This is a genomic window from Lentzea sp. CA-135723 (genome assembly GCF_050936595.1).
In the GTDB taxonomy this organism is placed as follows: Bacteria; Actinomycetota; Actinomycetes; order Mycobacteriales; family Pseudonocardiaceae; genus Lentzea.
The window spans coordinates 6,729,091-6,747,330 of the sequence record NZ_JBNJMK010000001.1 but is presented as its reverse complement, the minus strand read 5'-3'; the positions used below and the strand labels follow the sequence as shown (position 1 = coordinate 6,747,330).

General features: G+C 69.5%; 16 protein-coding genes. 6 read left to right on the top strand and 10 right to left on the bottom strand.

Translation table 11 applies throughout. The annotated features are described in order from the left end of the window. Window positions 1–22 precede the first annotated feature (22 nt). Complete coding sequence (locus ACQEU1_RS31635) at window positions 23–751, top strand: NAD-dependent epimerase/dehydratase family protein (RefSeq protein ID WP_433209639.1); 729 nt, start codon at window positions 23–25, stop codon at window positions 749–751. Here the strand turns inward: ACQEU1_RS31635 and pruA are convergent. Continuing rightward, complete coding sequence (pruA, locus tag ACQEU1_RS31630; RefSeq protein WP_433209637.1) at window positions 745–2,376, bottom strand: L-glutamate gamma-semialdehyde dehydrogenase; 1,632 nt, start codon at window positions 2,374–2,376, stop codon at window positions 745–747. The genes ACQEU1_RS31635 and pruA overlap by 7 nt on opposite strands. 87 nt (window positions 2,377–2,463) lie before the next feature. Here pruA and ACQEU1_RS31625 point away from each other — a divergent pair, with 87 nt between their 5' ends. Then, entirely contained in the window at window positions 2,464–2,799 is a 336-nt protein-coding gene (locus ACQEU1_RS31625; protein WP_433209635.1) for a VOC family protein, read from the top strand. After that, window positions 2,796–3,638: an N-acetyltransferase family protein gene (locus ACQEU1_RS31620; RefSeq protein WP_433209633.1), complete on the top strand. Its 843-nt coding sequence runs from the start codon at window positions 2,796–2,798 to the stop codon at window positions 3,636–3,638. The genes ACQEU1_RS31625 and ACQEU1_RS31620 overlap by 4 nt, the downstream gene beginning before the upstream one ends. Here ACQEU1_RS31620 and ACQEU1_RS31615 read toward each other — a convergent pair. Genes ACQEU1_RS31615 through ACQEU1_RS31605 form a run of 3 tightly spaced genes read right to left on the bottom strand, consistent with a single transcriptional unit; the run spans window position 3,635 to window position 6,190 of the window. Then, window positions 3,635–4,126: a DUF6912 family protein gene (locus ACQEU1_RS31615; protein WP_433209631.1), complete on the bottom strand. Its 492-nt coding sequence runs from the start codon at window positions 4,124–4,126 to the stop codon at window positions 3,635–3,637. The genes ACQEU1_RS31620 and ACQEU1_RS31615 overlap by 4 nt on opposite strands. After that, window positions 4,123–5,514 carry a WS/DGAT/MGAT family O-acyltransferase gene (locus ACQEU1_RS31610; RefSeq protein ID WP_433209629.1) on the bottom strand — a complete coding sequence of 464 codons (1,392 nt, stop codon included), beginning with the start codon at window positions 5,512–5,514 and terminating at the stop codon, window positions 4,123–4,125. The genes ACQEU1_RS31615 and ACQEU1_RS31610 overlap by 4 nt, the downstream gene beginning before the upstream one ends. 10 nt (window positions 5,515–5,524) lie before the next feature. Then, window positions 5,525–6,190: a phosphotransferase gene (locus ACQEU1_RS31605; RefSeq protein ID WP_433209627.1), complete on the bottom strand. Its 666-nt coding sequence runs from the start codon at window positions 6,188–6,190 to the stop codon at window positions 5,525–5,527. Window positions 6,191–6,295: 105 nt separating this feature from the next. Between ACQEU1_RS31605 and ACQEU1_RS31600 the strand changes: the two genes are divergently transcribed. Further along, complete coding sequence (locus ACQEU1_RS31600; protein WP_433209625.1) at window positions 6,296–7,042, top strand: TrmH family RNA methyltransferase; 747 nt, start codon at window positions 6,296–6,298, stop codon at window positions 7,040–7,042. A gap of 4 nt (window positions 7,043–7,046) precedes the next feature. Here the strand turns inward: ACQEU1_RS31600 and ACQEU1_RS31595 are convergent, their stop codons facing one another. Continuing rightward, window positions 7,047–7,346, bottom strand: coding sequence for a hypothetical protein (locus ACQEU1_RS31595; RefSeq protein ID WP_433209622.1), 300 nt, complete (start codon window positions 7,344–7,346; stop codon window positions 7,047–7,049). Window positions 7,347–7,431: 85 nt separating this feature from the next. Then, complete coding sequence (locus tag ACQEU1_RS31590; protein WP_433209619.1) at window positions 7,432–7,842, bottom strand: HAD-IA family hydrolase; 411 nt, start codon at window positions 7,840–7,842, stop codon at window positions 7,432–7,434. 31 nt (window positions 7,843–7,873) lie between these two features. Here ACQEU1_RS31590 and ACQEU1_RS31585 point away from each other — a divergent pair, with 31 nt between their 5' ends. Beyond that, window positions 7,874–8,317, top strand: a complete 444-nt coding sequence (locus ACQEU1_RS31585) for an Rv3235 family protein (RefSeq protein WP_433209616.1) — start codon at window positions 7,874–7,876, stop codon at window positions 8,315–8,317. 80 nt (window positions 8,318–8,397) lie between these two features. Here the strand turns inward: ACQEU1_RS31585 and secA are convergent, their stop codons facing one another. Continuing rightward, window positions 8,398–11,346: a preprotein translocase subunit SecA gene (gene secA, locus ACQEU1_RS31580; protein WP_433209613.1), complete on the bottom strand. Its 2,949-nt coding sequence runs from the start codon at window positions 11,344–11,346 to the stop codon at window positions 8,398–8,400. A 398-nt stretch (window positions 11,347–11,744) separates the two neighbouring features. Then, window positions 11,745–12,410: a ribosome hibernation-promoting factor, HPF/YfiA family gene (hpf, locus tag ACQEU1_RS31575; RefSeq protein WP_433209610.1), complete on the bottom strand. Its 666-nt coding sequence runs from the start codon at window positions 12,408–12,410 to the stop codon at window positions 11,745–11,747. Window positions 12,411–13,401: 991 nt separating this feature from the next. On the opposite strand from hpf, the gene ACQEU1_RS31570 reads away from it, so the two are divergent. Further along, window positions 13,402–14,268 carry a ComF family protein gene (locus ACQEU1_RS31570; RefSeq protein WP_433209607.1) on the top strand — a complete coding sequence of 289 codons (867 nt, stop codon included), beginning with the start codon at window positions 13,402–13,404 and terminating at the stop codon, window positions 14,266–14,268. Between the two features lie 475 nt (window positions 14,269–14,743). Here the strand turns inward: ACQEU1_RS31570 and ACQEU1_RS31565 are convergent, their stop codons facing one another. Further along, window positions 14,744–16,480, bottom strand: coding sequence for an LpqB family beta-propeller domain-containing protein (locus ACQEU1_RS31565; protein WP_433209604.1), 1,737 nt, complete (start codon window positions 16,478–16,480; stop codon window positions 14,744–14,746). After that, window positions 16,477–18,234 carry an MtrAB system histidine kinase MtrB gene (gene mtrB, locus ACQEU1_RS31560; protein WP_433209601.1) on the bottom strand — a complete coding sequence of 586 codons (1,758 nt, stop codon included), beginning with the start codon at window positions 18,232–18,234 and terminating at the stop codon, window positions 16,477–16,479. The genes ACQEU1_RS31565 and mtrB overlap by 4 nt, the downstream gene beginning before the upstream one ends. Window positions 18,235–18,240 lie beyond the last annotated feature (6 nt).

The window sequence follows — 18,240 nt, the reverse complement described above, 5'->3', positions numbered from 1 at the left end:
CGCGCTGTCTCGTCCACCGGTCATGAAGGTATTCGTGATCGGTGCGTCGGGTGTGCTCGGACGGGAAGTGGTGCCGCAGCTGGAGGCGGCGGGACACGAGGGCGGGGTGCTGGACCGGCACACGACCTCGCTGTTCGACGCCGGCCAGTTGGCGAACGCGCTGGCGGGCTACGACGCCGTCATCAACCTCGCCACCCGCATCCCGCTGAGCGCCAAGGCCGTGCGGGTGAGCGCCTGGGCCGACAACGACCGCATCCGCACCGAGGGCAGCGCGGCGGTGGTCGAGGCGGCGAAGGTGGCCGGGGTCGGCAGGGTCGTGCAGGAGGGCATCTCGTTCGTCTACGCGGACGGCGGGGACGCCGAGCTCACCGAGGACTCGCCGATCAAGCCGGTCGGGCACATCGCGAGCTCGGTCACGGCGCAGCACAACGTCCTCCAGCACCCCGGCGGCGTGTTCCTGCGCTACGGCCTGCTGATCGGCGGGCAGGCGCAGTCGCCGCCGGTGCTCGTCGGCGACGGCTGGATGTCCGTCGTGCACCCCGCGGACGCGGCGGCGGCAGCGATCGCCGCCCTCGACGCGCCTCCGGGGATCTACAACGCCGGGACGCCGGTGCTCAAGCGCGACACCGGGATCACGCGCCTGCCGGGGTTCGTCGCGAGGTTCGCGGTCGCGTTCGAGATCTTCGGCAGGTCGCAGCGGGTGGTGAGCACGAAGCTCACCGAGGCCACCGGGTGGCGGCCGCGTCACTGACCCATGTGCGGATACCGGTGGTCCGTCGGCGGCACCAGCGTCTCCTTGATGGCGCGCGGGCTCGTCCACCTCTGGAGGTTGTAGATCGAGCCCGCCTTGTCGTTGGTGCCGGAGCTGCGCGACCCACCGAACGGCTGCTGCCCCACCACCGCGCCGGTCGGCTTGTCGTTGACGTAGAAGTTGCCCGCTGCGAACCGCAAGGCGCGATGAGCCTGTTCCACCGCAACACGGTCACGGGCGAACACGGCGCCGGTGAGCGCGTACGGCGTTGACGTGTCGATGGTCTCCATCATCTTCGGGAAGTCCGCGTCGTCGTAGACGTGCACGGCGAGGATGGGTCCGAAGTACTCGGTCGTGAAGATGTCGTGGTGCGGGTCTGTGCCGAGCAGGACGGTCGGGTCGACGAAGTAGCCCGTCGAGTCGTCGCACGTGCCTCCCGCCAGCACCTCGACCGAAGTGGACGCGGACGCCATCAGCAGCGCTTCCTTGTGCTTGGCGAACGCGCGTGCGTCGATCACGGCGCCACCGAACACCGACAGGTCCGTGACATCGCCGTAGGACAACGACTTCGTGACGTCGAGCAGCTGGTCGTGGACCCCGCCCTCCCACAACGACCTGGCGACGTACGCGCGTGACGCCGCCGAGCACTTCTGGCCCTGGTACTCGAAAGCACCGCGCACCAGACCCGTGACGAGTGCGCGGGGATCGGCGGAAGCGTGTGCCAGCACGAAGTCCTTGCCGCCGGTCTCGCCGACGACGCGCGGGTAGGCGCGGTAGTTGTCGAGGTTGCCCGCCATGGTCTGCCACAACGTCTTGAACGTGCGCGTGGAGCCGGTGAAGTGCAGGCCAGCGAAGAACCTGTCCCGCAACGCGACCTGGCTCAGGGCCTGGCCGTCGCCGGTCACCAGGTTGATCACGCCCGGCGGCAGGCCCGCCTCTTCGAGCAGCCGCATCGTGAAGTGCGCGGCCAGCTGCTGCGTCGGCGACGGCTTCCACAGCACCGTGTTGCCCATCAGCGCGGGCGCGAGCGGCAGGTTGCCGGCGATGGCGGTGAAGTTGAACGGTGTGATCGCCACGACGAACCCGTCCAGCGGCCGGTGGTCCATCCGGTTCCACACGCCCGGCGACGACACGGGCTGCTCTTCGAGGACGCGACGGCCGAAGTGGACGTTGTAGCGCAGGAAGTCGATGAGCTCGCACGCCGCGTCGATCTCCGCCTGCTGCACGGACTTCGACTGGCCGAGGATCGTGGCGGCGTTGAGCGTGTCACGCCACGGCCCGGCGAGCAGGTCGGCGGCGCGCAGCAGCACGGCGGCGCGTTCGTCGAACGGCAGCTCCTGCCAGACCGGCGCGGCGTGCTGGGCGGCGCGCATGGCGTCGGCGACGTCGGAGTTCGTCGCGTGCGCCGTGACGCCGAGGACATGCCTGTGGTCGTGCGGCTGGACGACGTTCATGCGTTCGCCGCCACCCATGCGCTGCTGACCGCCGATGGTCATCGTCAGCTCGTGCGTGACGCCTTCGAGCTCATCGATGCGTGCCTTCAGACTGGACCGTTCGGCGCTGCCGGGTGCGTAGGTGCGCACGGGCTCGTTGACCGGTTCGGGTGCAGACGTGACTGCGTCCATTCCCCCATCGTGGCACGCGGTAGTAGGGTCCGTCGGGTGGCGCGGGTGACAGGCATCGGCGGGGTTTTCCTGCGTTCTAGAGACCCTGTGCGGTTAGCCGCCTGGTATCGCGACAACCTGGGCGTGCCGATGAGCGAGAAGGGCACCGTCACCTTCCACTGGCTCGACACGGCGACGAACGACCACCCCGGCACGACGACGATGGCGTTGTTCGCCCAGGACACCGAGTACATCGGCGAACCCCACCAGCGCACGATGCTGAACCTGCGGGTGGACGACCTGTCGTCGCTGATGGCGAAGCTGAAGGCGCGCGGTGTCGAGGTGCTGCCCGAGACCGAGGACTCCGAGTTCGGGCTGTTCGGGTGGTGCGTCGATCCCGAGGGGAACCGGATCGAGCTGTGGGAGCCGGCGGAAGGCATGTGAGCGTGTTCGACGAGGCCGTGCGCGCGCTGCGGGAGTGGCAGCACGACGACCAGCCGTTCCAGCTCCACCCCGGTGATCTCGGCTGGTACCGGCGTTTCGGCGCCAAGTCGGCAGAGGACGCGGTCCGCGTCTGGCGGGCAGACGGGGAGATCGTCGCCGTCGGGTTGCTGGACGGCGCGGACCTGCTGAGGTTCACGATCGCGCCCGAACGGCGGCAGGACGCCGAGCTGGCCGCGCGGCTGGCCGACGACGTCTGCACTCCGGAACGCGGTGTGCTTCCCTCCGGGACCGTCTACGTGGAATCCCCGCGTGGGACGCGGTTCCAGGAGTTGATGTTCGCGCGCGGGTGGCAGTCCGACGTGCCGTGGACGCCGTTGCGCCTCGATCTCGGTGCCCAACTGCTGGACCCCGACGTGTCGATCGACGTCATCGGACACGATCAGGCCGATGTGCACGCCGGCGTGATCCGGGCGTCGTTCGAGAAGTCGACGTTCACCGAGGAGCGCTGGCACGCGATGGCGGTCGGTTCGCCGTACGCGGAGGCCCGCAGCCTGGTCGCGCTCGAACGGGGCGTCGCCGTGGCGGCGATCGTCGTGTGGTCAGCGGGTCCCGGACGGCCGGGGCTGATCGAACCGATGGGCGTGCACCGCGACCATCGGGGCAAGGGGTTCGGCACCGCGATCACCATCGCCGGAGCGGCGGCGTTGCGGGAGCTGGGTTCGTCGAGCGCGATCGTGTGCACGCCCTCGTCGAACGCCGGCGCGGTCGCCACCTACCGGGCAGCGGGGTTCACCGCGCTGCCCGAGGTGCACGACCAACGGCGTGACCAGTACTGCTAGAGCAGCTCCAGCACGAACGGCAGCTCCTGCGCCGCGTACCAGGCCAGCTCGTGGTCCTCGGCGCTGCCCAGGGTGAACTCGGCGTCCGGGTCGCCCATGTCCGCCGCGTCCACGACCTCGACGGCCGCGCGCACGTCCTGCTCGGCCTCTGCCGTGTCCAGGTGCACCGACGCGACGTCCTTGATCGTGAACGAGCCACCGACCTTCACGACCGAGAAGTCGAGGTCGGGCCGCAGTGTCACGTCGTCCATGTCGACCGCCAGCACGGCGCGCCGGGGCTCGGCCTTCTCGTCGGCCGCGAGCAGCCGCAACGAGGCCCGTGCGGCGTCGAGCATCGCCGCGTACTCCAGCTCCTCGGTGTCGCCCGCCGCGTAGGACTCGCGCAACGCGGGCGTCAGCGCGAACGCCGTGCCGGTCACCGGGGCCAGTTCGCCGGTGTCGACGAACGTGCGCAGCATCGGCACCGTGGCCGGGATGTAGACCCTCATGCGCTCGCCGTCCCCATCAGTTCCTCCACCGACTCCTCGACCATGGTCGCGAGAACGTCCACATCGGACATGGCGTCGCGGTCGCCGTTCAGCCCGAAGTACACACCGCCGTCGTACGACGTCACCCCGATGGCCAGCGCCTGGTTCTTGGCGAGCGGCACGACCGGGAAGATCTCGGTCATTCTCGCGCCTGCCGCGTACAGGGGCACCTGCGGGCCGGGAACGTTGGTGACGATCACGTTGAACAGCCGGCGGCTGAACGAGCTGGCGGCCCTCGCGCCCAGCGCGTGCAGCGTCGGCGGGGCGAAGCCGGAGACCTTGACCAGCGCGTCGGCGGCGACGGACTGGCCGGATTCCTGGTGCGCGCGCATGGCGTGGCTGACGTGGTGCAGCCGCACGACCGGGTTCGGTTCCCCGACGGGCAGGTCGACCAGGTAGGCGCTCACGTTGTTGCCGGAGTCCGGGTCGGCCTCGCGCACGGAGAGCGGTGCCATCGCGCGGATCGTGGTGCTGCCGGTGACGTTCTCGCCGCGGCTGAGCAGCCAGTTGCGCAGGGCTCCGGACAGCGCCGCGAGGACCACGTCGTTCACCGTGCCGCCGTGCGACTTGCGGATCGCGCGCAGGTCGTCGAGCTGGGCGCGCGCCACGGCGAACCGGCGCTGCGGCGAGGTGACGCGGACGTTCAGCGGGGTGCCGGGAGCGGGCGTCGCGACCGTGCGGACGGCCTGGGCGAGGATGCCGAACGCGTTGAAGACCTTCTCGACGGTGTTGACCGTGTCGAGGACGGCGCTGCGGGCGTTCTCCACGAGCTCGCCCGGCCGTTGCACGATGTCGGTGACGGCGTCGGCCACGAGCTGCAGCGAGCCGGGTTCGGGCTGCGGCATCCAGAGGTTCTCGACGTTGGTGCGCGGCGTCGGCGAGACGTCCAGCATGACCTGGCCGATCTCCAGCGACGCGATGCCGTCGATCATGGCCTGGTGGGTCTTGGTGATGACCGCCGTCTGGTTCTTCTCGAGGCCCTCGACCAGGTAGATCTCCCACAGCGGACGGCTGTGGTCGAGCGGGCGGGACATCAGCCGCGCGACGAGGTCGTGCAGCTGGGTGTCGTTGCCCGGCTTCGGGAGGGCGGAGCGGCGCACGTGGTAGGTGACGTCGAAGTCGGGGTCGTCCACCCAGACCGGGCGGGCGATGCGGCCGGGGACGTGCACGACCTTCTGCCGGTAGCGCGGCACGAGGCTGAGGCGCTGCTCGATGAGGTCGACGAGCTTGTCGTAGTCGAAACCCGCCTTGGGCCGGCGGAAGACGGCCACGCCGCCGACGTGCATCGGCGTCGTGGAGCCCTCCATGTACAAGAACGAGGCGTCCAGCGCTGACAGTCGGTCCGGCATGAACCCCAGCCTAGTGCGGTTCGCCGTCCATGAGCTTCTGCAGCACGGCGCGTTCGCGCGGATCGCGGTCGTGCCGCTGGAGCCGGATGCGCGCGGCCTCCGGGATCGCGTCCTTGGCCTTCGGGTCCACGTTGGCCATGAACGACCGCAGGAACCGCCAGCGCGTCAGCTTCATGACCGGCGCGAGGTGGGCGACGGTGAGCGAGACCCAGCTGAGCGCGACGTCGAGCCTGCGGTCACCCTTCGTGGCGCTGGCCCAGTCGAGGACCACCGGCCCCTCCGGCCCGAGCACGACGTTGCCGGGGTGCAGGTCGAGGTGCAGCAGGTCGCCGTCGCCGTCGAGGAAGTCGGGCGCCTGGATGACGTCGAGGCGGTGGTGCAGGTCGGCGAGGTCCGCGCCGAGGCTCGCCGCGAGCCACGGCTTGCGGCCGATCTCCTCGGACATCCGCGGGCCCGGCACGTACTGCATGACGAGTTCCTGCTCGGTGGCCTCGTGCACGCGCGGAACGGGGATGCCGTGACCGCTCAGGTAGGTCATCATCTCGGCCTCGCGCCGCAGGTCACGGCCGGTGCGGGTGCGCTTGACCAGCAAGCCGTCGGACCGGATGAACACGTCCGAGTCCTGGCCGCTCGCGAGATGTTGACGTTGCGCGACGCTGCGCATACCTGCCGTCATGTGACGATCATCATCGATATGATCCGAAACACAAGGGCCGAACGGCTCTAGTGAGGCTCTTCACCCGTTTGAGCTCGGTGTGAGTGGTTCTGGCACTCTCTTCCGGTGGAGATCTCGCCCAAGGACCGCTTCGTCACCGTCTACGGCCGCAAGCCAGTGCTGGAAGCGCTGGACGACCCGGCGTTGTCGGTGGACAAGGTGGTGCTCGCCGACACGGCCCGCGGCCCCGCCGCCCGCGAGATCCTCGACGCGGCTCGTTCACGCGGCGTGGCCGTGCAGCGCGCCACCGCTCAGCGCGTGAAGGTGCTGGCGGGCAACGGCAAGCAGGACCAGGGCGTGCTGGCCGACGTCGTCGCCCCGCGGATGAAGCCGCTGGCGTTGGCGCTGGAGGAAGGCGGGCTGCGGTCCGTGCTGGTGCTGGACGGCATCACCACGCCCGCGAACGTCGGCATGATCCTGCGCACCGCGACCGCCGCGGGCATCGACGGCATCGTCGTCCCCCGCCGGGGCGTCGCCTCGATCGACCCGCTCGTGGTGAAGGCCTCCGCCGGAGTGGCTTTCCGAGCGCCCGTGCTGCGCTGCGGCACCTCGGCGGAGGCCTCGGCTTTGTTGCGAGCGTCCGGCTTTCCGCTTCACGCGTTGGACTCCCACGCGTCCGACACGATTTATTCGGCCACTTTCGGCTCGCGCGTCGCTTTCGTGCTCGGCGGCGAAACATCAGGAATCAGTGACGACGTGGCACAGCACCTCACGTCACGACTGACGATTCCGATGGCGGCGGGCGTGGAATCCCTGAACGTGGCTTCTGCGGCGGCCGTGCTCTGCTTCGAACTGGTCCGCCGGGCCCAGTGACCTTCTAGATCCAGTCGACGTGGTACCCGTTCACCCGCGGGTACCCGAGCAACGACGTGCACGCGGCCACCGACGGCTCGCCCCTGACCCGGCCGATCGTCCCGTACGAGTCCCAGACCCCCAGGCCGTTCGTGCAGTGCGCGACGGCCCTGAACCGCCCCGGCCGCCCCTCGTCGCAGTAGACCTCGACGGTGCGCCCGTCCCGCAGATAATCCTCGCTGCATCCGCGTTCCTGAGCCTGCGCGGGTGATGCAATTGCCGTGGCTGCAATGGCGACTGCAACACAAGCGACAATTCTTCGCATTTTCTCCCCTATGCATTCCGACTGCTGACCAAAAAGACGCTAGCCGCTGTCGTTTTAAGGGGCAATGACGCCGCAGGGTGAACCCTCAATCGCGGAGTGCGATCGCTAGCAGGATTTCCAGCTCCTCAAGGGTGGACCGTGTCGACCGATGGTGGACGCCGACCATGCCGGCCTCGGCGGCACCCCTGACGTTGACCGCGAGGTCGTCGACGAACACGCACTCGTCGGTCCTGAGGTTCAGCCTGCGCGCCGTGAGCTCGTAGATCTCCGTGTCCGGCTTGGCCAGCCCGACCTCGCCCGAGATGACGGCGACGTCGAGCTCTGCCGTGAGCTGTGCCGGCGGCTGCCACCAACCGTCCGCGTTGGACAGCAGGGCCGTCTTGAGGCCGTGTCGCCTGACTTTTTTCAGGGCGGTGAAGAGGGGTGGTTCGTTCGGGTTGTCCTCGCCGGGGTCGGTGAGGACGCCGCCGTAGTCGAGCACCAGAGCTTTGAGCACGGTTCGGACGGTACCCACTTTCGGGTGCTCGGTGTCCTGTTCCCGGCTGTGGTTCGCCTGGTTCGGCATGCCCCCAGGTATTCGTCGCCTCGCCCCGTACGAGCCGCCGGTCGGTGGCGCGCCGTTCGTGCCGCTGCCTCGGGCCCGGCCTGTGTGGGTGCCGGTGCCCCTGCCGGCCCCGCCTGCTCTGGACGCCGCCCGGTTGGTCGGCGTGGTGTTGGAGGTGCTGGACGGGCGACGGGTGGTGCGGTTGTTGCGGGAGGTCTGCGTTCCTGCCCTGGCCGGCCGGTTGGGGTCGTCGGTGCGGGCCTCGTCCACGCGGATGGTAAGGCCGCCTCGGGTTTGCCACCCCTCCCGGTTCGTCGGGGAGATCTCGGTGACCGTTCGCCGGGGCGGGCGGTTTCTGGCCGTGGCCGCTCGGGTGGAGCACCGCGGTGGGCGGTGGTGGTTCACCTCGTTCGCGGTGCTGGAGTGAGGCTCGCCGTCGGCGCTCCCCGGAAAGCCGCGTGGGCCGCGTCCCCTGAGGAACGCGGCCCACGCGGTGGTCGTGCCGGGCTAGCGGGTCTTGCGCTGGTTCTTGGCTGCCTGCCGGGCTGCCTCACGGCGCTCCTTGCGGGTGCCGCCCTGCTGCGAGGGGGCGTTGCCCGACTCGCCGTGCTCCTCCACGCCGCCGTCTTCCGCCGGGCCGCTGTAGCTCAGGTTCTGCTGGCCGGGGCCGCCCAGGCCCTTGCCGCGCAGAGCGGGCGGGATGGCGTTGCCGCTGGCCAGCTGGGCCATGGCCGGGCCTGCCGGGGCCGAGGGCTGCTGCTGGGCCTGCTGCTGGGCCGCCGCTGCCGCGCGGGCCCTGGCTCGGGCACCGCTGCCGCCGCCGTTGCCGGAGACCTGCGGGAGGGCCTGCGGGGTGGCCGCGAGGGTCACCGGGACCTCGGGTTCCGCGGGCTGCTCGGGCTCCGCCGCCTCCACCTGGAGGTTGAAGAGGAAGCCGACGGTCTCCTCGCGCAACGCGTCGAGCATCGCGTTGAACATCTCGAAGCCCTCGCGCTGGTACTCGATGAGGGGGTCGCGCTGCGCCATGGCGCGCAGGCCGATGCCCTCCTTCAAGTAGTCCATTTCGTACAGGTGCTCGCGCCACTTGCGGTCGAGCACGCTGAGGAGGACCCGGCGTTCCAGCTCACGGGTGGCGCCTTCGCCCACGCGGCCGTCGATGTCCGCCTCACGGGCGCGGTAGGCGTCCATGGCGTCCTTGACGAGGGCGTCGCGGAGGAACTCCCTGGTGACGTCCTCATCGGACTCGAGCAGCTCGTCGGCGTTGATCGAGACCGGGTACAGGGTCTTGAGGGCGGTCCAGAGCTTCTCGAAGTCCCAGTCCTCGGCGTAACCGTCGGAGGTGGCGCCCTGGACGTACTCCTCCACGACGGACTCGATCATGTGGTCGACCTGCTCCTGCAGGTCCTCGCCCGCGAGGACGCGGTGACGCTCGGCGTAGATGACCGTGCGCTGGCGGTTCATGACCTCGTCGTACTTGAGGACGTTCTTGCGGATCTCGAAGTTCTGCTGCTCGACCTGGGTCTGCGCGCTGCGGATGGCGCGGGTGACCATCTTGTGCTCGATCGGCTGGTCGTCCGGCACGTTCAGGCGCGTCATGACCATCTCGACCATGGCGGCGTTGAAGCGGCGCATCAGCTCGTCCTGCAACGAGAGGTAGAAGCGCGACTCGCCGGGGTCGCCCTGACGGCCGGTGCGGCCGCGGAGCTGGTTGTCGATGCGGCGCGACTCGTGGCGCTCGGTGCCGAGGACGTAGAGACCGCCGGCCTCACGCACCTCGTCCGCCTCGGCCTTGCCCTGGGTCGTCAGTTCCTCGACGACCTTGGCCCACTCGGCCTCGTACTCCTCCGGCGTCGTCACCGGGTCGAGGCCGCGGTCGCGGAGCTCGTGGTCGGCGATGATGTCCGGGTTGCCGCCCAGCACGATGTCGGTACCGCGGCCGGCCATGTTCGTCGCGACGGTGACGGCGCCCTTGCGGCCCGCCTTCGCGATGATCAGCGCCTCGCGGTCGTGGTGCTTCGCGTTCAGGACCTCGTGCGGGATTCCCTTGCGCACCAACAGCTTCGACAGGTACTCGGACCGCTCGACGCTCGTCGTGCCGATCAGGACCGGCTGGCCCTGCTCGTGCTTCTCGGCGATGTCCTCGGCGACGGCCTCGAACTTCGCCTCCTCCGTCTTGTAGACGAGGTCGGGCTGGTCGGTGCGCTGCGGCGGGCGGTTCGTCGGGATCGGGACGACGCCCAGCTTGTAGGTCTGGTGGAACTCGGCCGCCTCGGTCTCGGCGGTACCGGTCATGCCGCCGAGCTTCTCGTAGAGCCGGAAGTAGTTCTGCAGGGTGATCGTGGCGAGGGTCTGGTTCTCCGCCTTGATCTCCACGCCCTCCTTGGCCTCGATGGCCTGGTGCATGCCCTCGTTGTAGCGACGACCGGAGAGCACACGACCCGTGAACTCGTCGACGATCATCACTTCGCCGTTGCGGAGGATGTAGTCCTTGTCGCGGTTGTAGAGCTCCTTCGCCTTGAGGGCGTTGTTCAGGTAGCCCACCAACGGCGTGTTGGCCGCCTCGTACAGGTTGTCGATGCCGAGCTGGTCCTCGATGAACTCCACACCGAGCTCGGTGACGGCGACCGTGCGCTTCTTCTCGTCGTACTGGTAGTGGTACGACTTCGACTTCTCCTCGATGACCTCGATGCGGTCCTTCTGGGAGAGCTGGGTGACGTCGATGCCGCGCATGCGCGGGGCGAGGCGCGCGAACTCCGTGTACCAGCGAGCGGACTGCTCGGCAGGGCCGGAGATGATCAGCGGCGTGCGGGCCTCGTCGATCAGGATCGAGTCGACCTCGTCGACGATCGCGAAGTAGTGGCCGCGCTGCACGCACTCGTCCAGGCTCCACGCCATGTTGTCGCGCAGGTAGTCGAAGCCGAACTCGTTGTTCGTGCCGTAGGTGATGTCCGAGTTGTAGGACGCGCGGCGCTGGTCCGGCGTCATCTCGGAGAGGATCGCGCCGACGGACAGACCCAGGAAGCGGTGCACGCGGCCCATCCAGTCCGCGTCGCGCTTGGCCAGGTAGTCGTTCGTGGTGATGACGTGGACGCCCTTGCCGGCGATCGCGTTGAGGTAGACGGGCATGACCGAGGTCAGCGTCTTGCCCTCACCGGTGCGCATCTCGGAGATCTGACCCAGGTGGAGCGCCGCTCCACCCATCATCTGCACGTCGTAGGGCCGCTGGCCCAGGGTGCGCTTGGCGGCCTCGCGGGCCACGGCGAACGCCTCGGGGAGCAGTTCGTCGAGCGTCTCGCCCTCGGCGTAGCGCTTCTTGAACTCCTCGGTCTTGCCGCGCAACTCGGCGTCGGAGAGGTCCACCACCTCGTCTTCCAGGTGGTTGATGTGCTGTGCGATGTTGCGGAGGCGCTTGAGCATCTTGCCCTCGCCGGAGCGGAGCAGTCGGGACAGCACCATCTGGATAGACCTCATCACCTGTATCGCGGCGCGCCCACGTCGGACGCCTTTCCCCTGCCCATCGTAGGCAAGTCGCCAAGATGTGTGCACGGACACAGGCGGATTGACACGCCCGACCTGGTTTTCGCAGGTCAGGTGCCGTTTCCGGGATCTTCCCGCACCACCTGTCGCCGGTGCCCCCACCTCGGCTACTGATGTGGTGAACGCATGAGGGCCGCGTAAAGGTTCCTGGTCCGGCGGATTTCACCTTGACGGTGAACTTCACGGTGCCGGAAGCGGCCGAGTGGCGGTAGACGGCGTGCGCGCACGTGCGTTGGTGCCTGGACAGACGCACGCCGCCGCCCCGCACGCGAGGGGTGCGGGGCGGCGGCGGTCGAAGGAACGAGGGTCCGTGCGGGTCAGGCCAGCCTGATCACGCCGTAGTCGAATCCCTTCCGGCGGTAGACGACACTCGGGCGCCCGCATTCGGTGTCGGCGAACAGGTAGAAGTCGTGTCCGACCAGTTCCATCTCGTAGAGGGCCTGGTCGACGGTCATCGGTTTGGCGGCGTGCTCCTTTTCGCGTACGACGCGTCCGGGCAACTTGTCTTCGAGGCCGTCGTCCCACCGCTGCGCGGGCACTTCCGCCATGCCCTCGTAGTCGGCCTCGGGTGCGTCGAGCACCGCGGTCTTGGCGCGGCGCGACGTCATTGCTTCGCCTGCGGACATCTCACCGAGTCCGCTTGTCGCTTCGGCCACCGAGATCGGGGCGCGGGCCCCGTGGTGGACGCGCCTGCGGTCGTGCGACCGACGCAGACGGTTCTCGAGCTTCGCGACCGCAGCGTCGAGCGCGGCGTAGAAGTCACCCGCGCAGGCTTCGGAACGGACCACGGGTCCACGTCCCTTGCCGGTGATTTCGACCCGCTGGCAGTTCTTCGACTGGCGGCGGTTCGGTTCGTGGAAAAGTTCCACGTCGAAGCGGATGACCTTGCGGTCGTAGCGCTCAAGCCGGGCCAGCTTTTCGGCGACGTGAACCCTGTAGTGATCGGGCACCTCGACGTTGCGGCCCTTAACGACGATGTCCATACACGACCTCCCTCGCTTTGCTGCGAGCTATGGCTGGACTGCTTTAAAAGCGCCGTGGCGATCTTGGATCGCAGATGTGTCGCAGAGGGTCGTCTCCCTCAGCTCTCACGGCGCCAGGATCATGGGCTGTTCGCCTCCTCCCCGCGGGCCGGGAACGCTGATAGCGGTGCACGTTAGCTTGGGATTCACCGTCGCGTAAGCCCCCTTGCCGGGGGAACGGCGAGATTTTTCGGTGACTACGTAGCGCGACGACAGCCTGTCGTCAGTCACTTCCCGAGCGTGCTCCGAACCAAACCCCACAGCACCTCGCTCACCCGAACGGCGCACACTCGTGGCTGCACTCGACGGCAGTGTCACTGCGTCGAACGGCTCCTGTCGCGCCCTCATACCCAGCCAACGGGCGACCCGCGCGTCATGTTCCCGAAACCTGGAAGAGATCGATTCCGAACCACTTCCCGCACGCCTGACGCACTTCTTCCGAGGCCTTCGAGCGGCCCGGATGCCCGATCACGGGCCTGTCACGCCCGGCTGAACGGCGGATTTCGCCCAATGCCGGACAAGGGTGTCGATCACCACGCATGCCGGCCATAGGGGCCATTCAATGAATAACCGCTGGTCAGCTCCACATGTGAATAATCGTTAACTTGAGGGGCTCGCCAGGCGGCGCTGGACGGGTGGTGTCGGTGCGCTCTTGGCGCAGTGGGCGAGGCTTGATCGACCGCGGTGACGTGCGGACTGATCGGTTCCGAAACACCGTCTCAACAGACGATGGGACAAACGGGTCGAAACGAGTTACAAGATCTTGGGACGTCGTCACAGAACTCTTGCCGAGCAGGGGATTTCTCGCCGCGCGCCGCCGCCGGGAGATCGACAACGTCACCTCAACTTCACCCTTGTGGGCGGTGCCGAAAGACCCCGTCACGAGTCCTCTCGGGGCGGTCGCCGCCGTCCGCGCCGATTTTCTGTCAGACCCCACCGCCATCCTGGCTCCATGACAGCACTCGACCTCCTCGTCCCAGCCCGCTGCGCAGGCTGCGGCCGCCAGGGAACTCCCTGCTGCGCCAGGTGCCTAGCCACCTTCGGCCCGCCGCTACGCCTCCAGGTGCCGGGCGTCGCGCCACCTGTGTGGACACTGGCGCCCTACGCGGGTGCCGCCCGCGAACTGGTGCTCGCCTTCAAGGAACGCGGCACCCACGCCCTGGCGGCCTGGTTCGGCGCCCTCGTGGCGGCCGCGCTGGTGGCGCTCGGCCCTCCACCTTGGACTCTCGTGCCCGCCCCGTCCCGCCGCAGCGCCGCCCGCGACCGCGGGGGCGACCACGTGCTGCGGATAGCGCGGGAGGCGGAGGTGGCCGCGGTGGCGCCGGTGCTGAGGCTGGCAGCGGGGGTGGCCGACTCGGTGGGGCTGGGGCCGGGGGCACGACGGCGGAACCTGGAGGGCCGGGTGGAGGTGCACGGCCTGGAGGAGGCCTTCGGGGCGGCGCAGGCCTTCGGGGCGGCGGAGGCGTCCGGGGCGGCGCAGGCCTTCGGGGCGACGGAGAGGATCGGGGCGGCGGGAGCGTTCGGTGCGGCGCAGGCCTTCGGGGTGGCGGAGGCGCCCAGTGCGGCGAGACTGTTCGGGATGGCGAGGGCGTTCGGGGCGGCGGAGGCGCGAGGGCCGGGGCCGCCGGGGATCTCCGTGCAGCCGCGAGCCGGGGTGCGGCCGAGGCTGAAGGTGCCCGGGACCACGGTGCTGCTGGACGACGTGGTCACGACCGGGGCGACCGCCTCGGCCTGCGTGGGGGCGCTGCGGCAGGCCGGGGTGCGGACGAACGCCGTGCTGGTGCTGACGTCGGCCCGCCCACCTCAGCCAGGCGAGTAGGGCCGCTGGTGAAGCCCGGCGGCACGGCTGGTCGGCCGGGAGGTCACGGGCGCGCTGGTCGGCCAAGCAGGTCGCAGGCGCCAGTCGAGGAAGCCAGGCACGAGGGCCGCGGCCAGCGCTCGCGGCGGCTCGCCACGCGGCGCTCCGCACGGCTCAAGCCACGCGGCCTCGCCCAGCCGGCCGCGCCTTCGCACGCAGGCTCAGTCGTCGGGCGTGAACCCGCCGCGTCCGCCCTGCTGTGCCAGGCGCCGACGTGTCAGGCCCCGCGCGTCGGACCTGGCATGCCGTACCCACCAAGTCGCACAATCCGCCTGCCCACCACACCACCCCAGCGCTTTAGGCCTGGCCGCCCAGCCGAACTCAGCCCAGCCACCTCAACCGGCACCGCGTCGTCCCGGACGCGCCCGCCAGACGCGCCCGCCACGCGCTCGTTCCACGCCAACCGAGCCACCTCGGCTCGGCCAGGGCCTTGCGGTCAGCCCGGGTAGAAGACCGAGGTGCCCGGCGGGACGCGGATCGCGCTCGACTTCCACACGTCCGTGATGTCCGAGGCCGACCACAGGCCGGAAGGGTCGACCACCTGCACCTGGCGGGCCGGCGCTGCCGCCACCGAGCTCACCGGGACGGTGAGGTTGGACTGGCTGTAGCGGTCCAGCTTGTAGCCGTCCGTGTAGACCTTGCTCACCGGCCACGAAGGGAGGTTGGTCGAGACCGCCAGGACGTCCTGGGAGAGCCAGTCGATGGACTGGACGGCTGAGCCCAGGATCGTCGGCTGGAGTTGTCTCGGGACGCGCAGGGCCACGTCCTGGTTGTTGCGGACCACCGAGGCGACGTAGAGCTTGCCGGCGATCACCAGGGCCGCCCTGGTGCCGTCTCGGGAGAGGCGGAGTTCGCTGATCATGCCGAACCGCTCGAGGTCGGTGATGTTGACGCCCTTGGCGGTCCAGCTGCCGTTGTCGGAACGGGTCACGCGTGCCACCGAGGTGCCGTTGACCGCGGTCCACACTTCGGCGCCCGGTTCCTTGGGGCCGCTGGAGAGCTGCCAGGTGGGGCGGGTCAGGGTGGTGGCGCTCAGGTCCACTTCGGACAGGTCCTGTTCGAGCTCCCCGACGCGCAGGCGAAGGGTGCTGCCGGAGCGGGACACCACGGCCAGGCGGGAGCCGTCCAGGGACTGGGCGGCGGAGACGACGTTGTAGGCGCCGGCGCCTGCCGGGCCCTTGACCGGGTTGCCGTCGGTCAGGGAGCGGACGGTGCCGTCGGCGACGAGCATGCCCTGGAGGTTGGAGTTCAGGGCCAGCAGGGCTTCGCCCGCGGTGGCGGAGACATCGGACGGGCGGTAGTCGCGCTGGTCCGGAAGGATCTGCTGGCCGTCGACCAGCACTCGCACGCGAGAGGAGGTGACGCCCGAGTACGACTTCACGACCTGCGCGACGATCTGCTTGCGCTTCTCCGGGGTCAGGTCCTTGCCGACGTTGGTGAGGTTGACCTCCAGGGCTCCGTCGTCGGATTCCTTGGTGTCGGAGAACTTGTCGGTGTCGGGGCCGAGCGCGCTGACGAGGGTGTCGCGCGTCGTGTCGCCGGGGCCCGCGAGCAGGAGTTCGGTGACCCTGGTCGGAATGCTCGTGGCCGGTGGGATCACGACGTAGCGCGGATCGGGCACCAGGACGGTGAACTCCGGGTTGTAGAAGTAGAGCGTCACGCGGCGGTACGTGCTGTTGAAGACGTTCTGCGGCATGACCACGCCGTTGGGCGGTTCGGAGATGCGCCACTGGTTCTCGTTGTTGCGCTCCACCTTCACGGCCTTCTCGTACTCGCCGAGCAACGAGGTGAAGGCGTTGTCGCTGCCCAGGCGGCCGACGTTCTTGCCCTGCAGGAGAACGGTCTGCGTCTTGTCCTGCGGCGCCGCGGTGGTCGGGACGGTCGAGAAGCCGGTCTCGATGATGGTCGGGTTCTTGGTGTCCCAGTTCTTGTTCGCCTCTGGCGTCAGGAACGCGCGGGCCGCCGCGTACTCGCCGTCCGGGTTCGCCGTGGCCTCGAGGAACTGGCGCACGAGCGTCAGCGGGTCGATGTTCGGCAACGGCTCGGGGGCCGCCGGCAGGTTGGACGACTTGTTGTCCTTCGAGCCGATCGGTTTCGGCTGGGTGTTCGTGGGGATCGCGGCGCACCCGGTGAGCGTCACGAGCACGAGCAGCAGCAACGCGAGACGCTTCACCGCACTTCCTCCGAGACCTCGTCCGCCTTCGCCGCGGGGGTGCCGTCGACGGGTTCCGCGGGCTGCCAGGTGATCTCCTCCGGCCGCAGCTCGATCTCGCCCGGTTCCTCGTCGGGGAGCGGTTCCTCCACGACGGCAACGGGTTCGAGCTCGAGGGCGGGCGCCAGCGGCAGCGGGCTCTCGCGGAGCTCCTCGCCGTGGCGGCGGGGCAGGGTCAGGCGGAACACGGCGCCGTGGCCGGGTTCGCCCCACGCCTCGAGCCAGCCGCCGTGCAGGCGCGCGTCCTCCAGCGAGATCGAGAGGCCGAGGCCGGTGCCGCCGGTGCGGCGGTTGCGCGACGGGTCGGCGCGCCAGAAGCGGCTGAACACCAGCTCCGCCTCGCCCTGGCGCAGACCGACGCCGTGGTCCCGCACGGTGATGGCGACGGCGTCGTCGTTGCCGCGCATGGTGAGCTCGACGGGCTGGCCCTCGCCGTGGTCGATGGCGTTGGCGAGCAGGTTGCGCAGAATCCGTTCCACGCGGCGGGAATCGAGCTCGGCGACGAGCTCGGAGTCCGGCAGGTCCAGCACCACCGGGGAGTTGGCCGAAGTCGAGATCGCGCGCACCGAGTCGTGGGCGCGGCGGGCGAGCACGCGGATGTCGACCTGGTCGGCGGTGAGTTCCTCGACGCCGGCGTCCAGGCGGGAGATCTCCAGGAGGTCGCCCAGCAGCGACTCGAACCGGTCGAGCTCGTCGACCAGCAGCTCGGTGGAGCGGGCGAGGCCGGCGGGGAACTGCTCGCGCGAGGCGTGCAGGACGTCCGCGGCCATGCGCACCGTCGTCAACGGCGTGCGCAGCTCGTGCGAGACGTCCGAGGTGAACCGGCGCTGCAGCTGGCCGAACTCCTCCAGCTGCTTGAACTGGGCCTGGATCGACTCGGCCATCTCGTTGAACGACTCGGCGAGCCTGGCCACGTCGTCCTCGCCGACGACGTGCATCCGTTCGTGCAGAACGCCGTCCGCGAATCTCTCCGCGACCTCGGCCGCCTGCCGGACAGGCCGCACCACCTGGCGCGTCACGAGGTTCGCGATCAACGCGAGCAGGACCAGCAGCACGATGCCGCCGACAGCGAGCGTCGACTGCACGACCTCGGCCGTGCGCTGCTCGGCGGTGAGCGGGAAGATCAGGTAGAGCTGCATCGAGCGCGCGTACGTGCTGATCGGCAGGCCCACGACGAACAACGTGGTCGGCTGGCCGTCGCGCTGCACGGTGTGGATCTGGGTGCCGGAACCGCCGTCCTCGACCATCTCGCGCAGGCCGCGCGGCACGTCGTCGAGCTTGCCCACCGACGGCACGCGACCGCCACCGGCCGAGCTCAGCCCGTCCGCGAGGACGGGTTCGAACGCACCGGCGCCCGCCGTCGTGGCGTCCGTGCCGGTGCCGCCCACGGCGAGCTTGTTGATCGCGCTGGTGAACCGGGTCTGCACGCTGTCCGGACCGGGGTTCAGACCCACCAGGTCGGACTGGATCAGCGCGCGCGAGGCCAGCGCCTGGCGCACCGCGGCCTCGTCCTTGGTGCTCAGCAGCTGGTTGGTGATCTGCATCTGCAGCACCATGCCCAGCACGAACACCACGGCGGACGAGAGCGCGAGCGTGGACACGACGACGCGCAGCTGGAGCGAACGACGCCAGAGGTCACCAAACGCGGCCCACCGCTTGCGCGCCTCCTCGACGAGGAACCGCGCCTGAGCGGCGACCGGCCGAACGAACTTCATACGCCA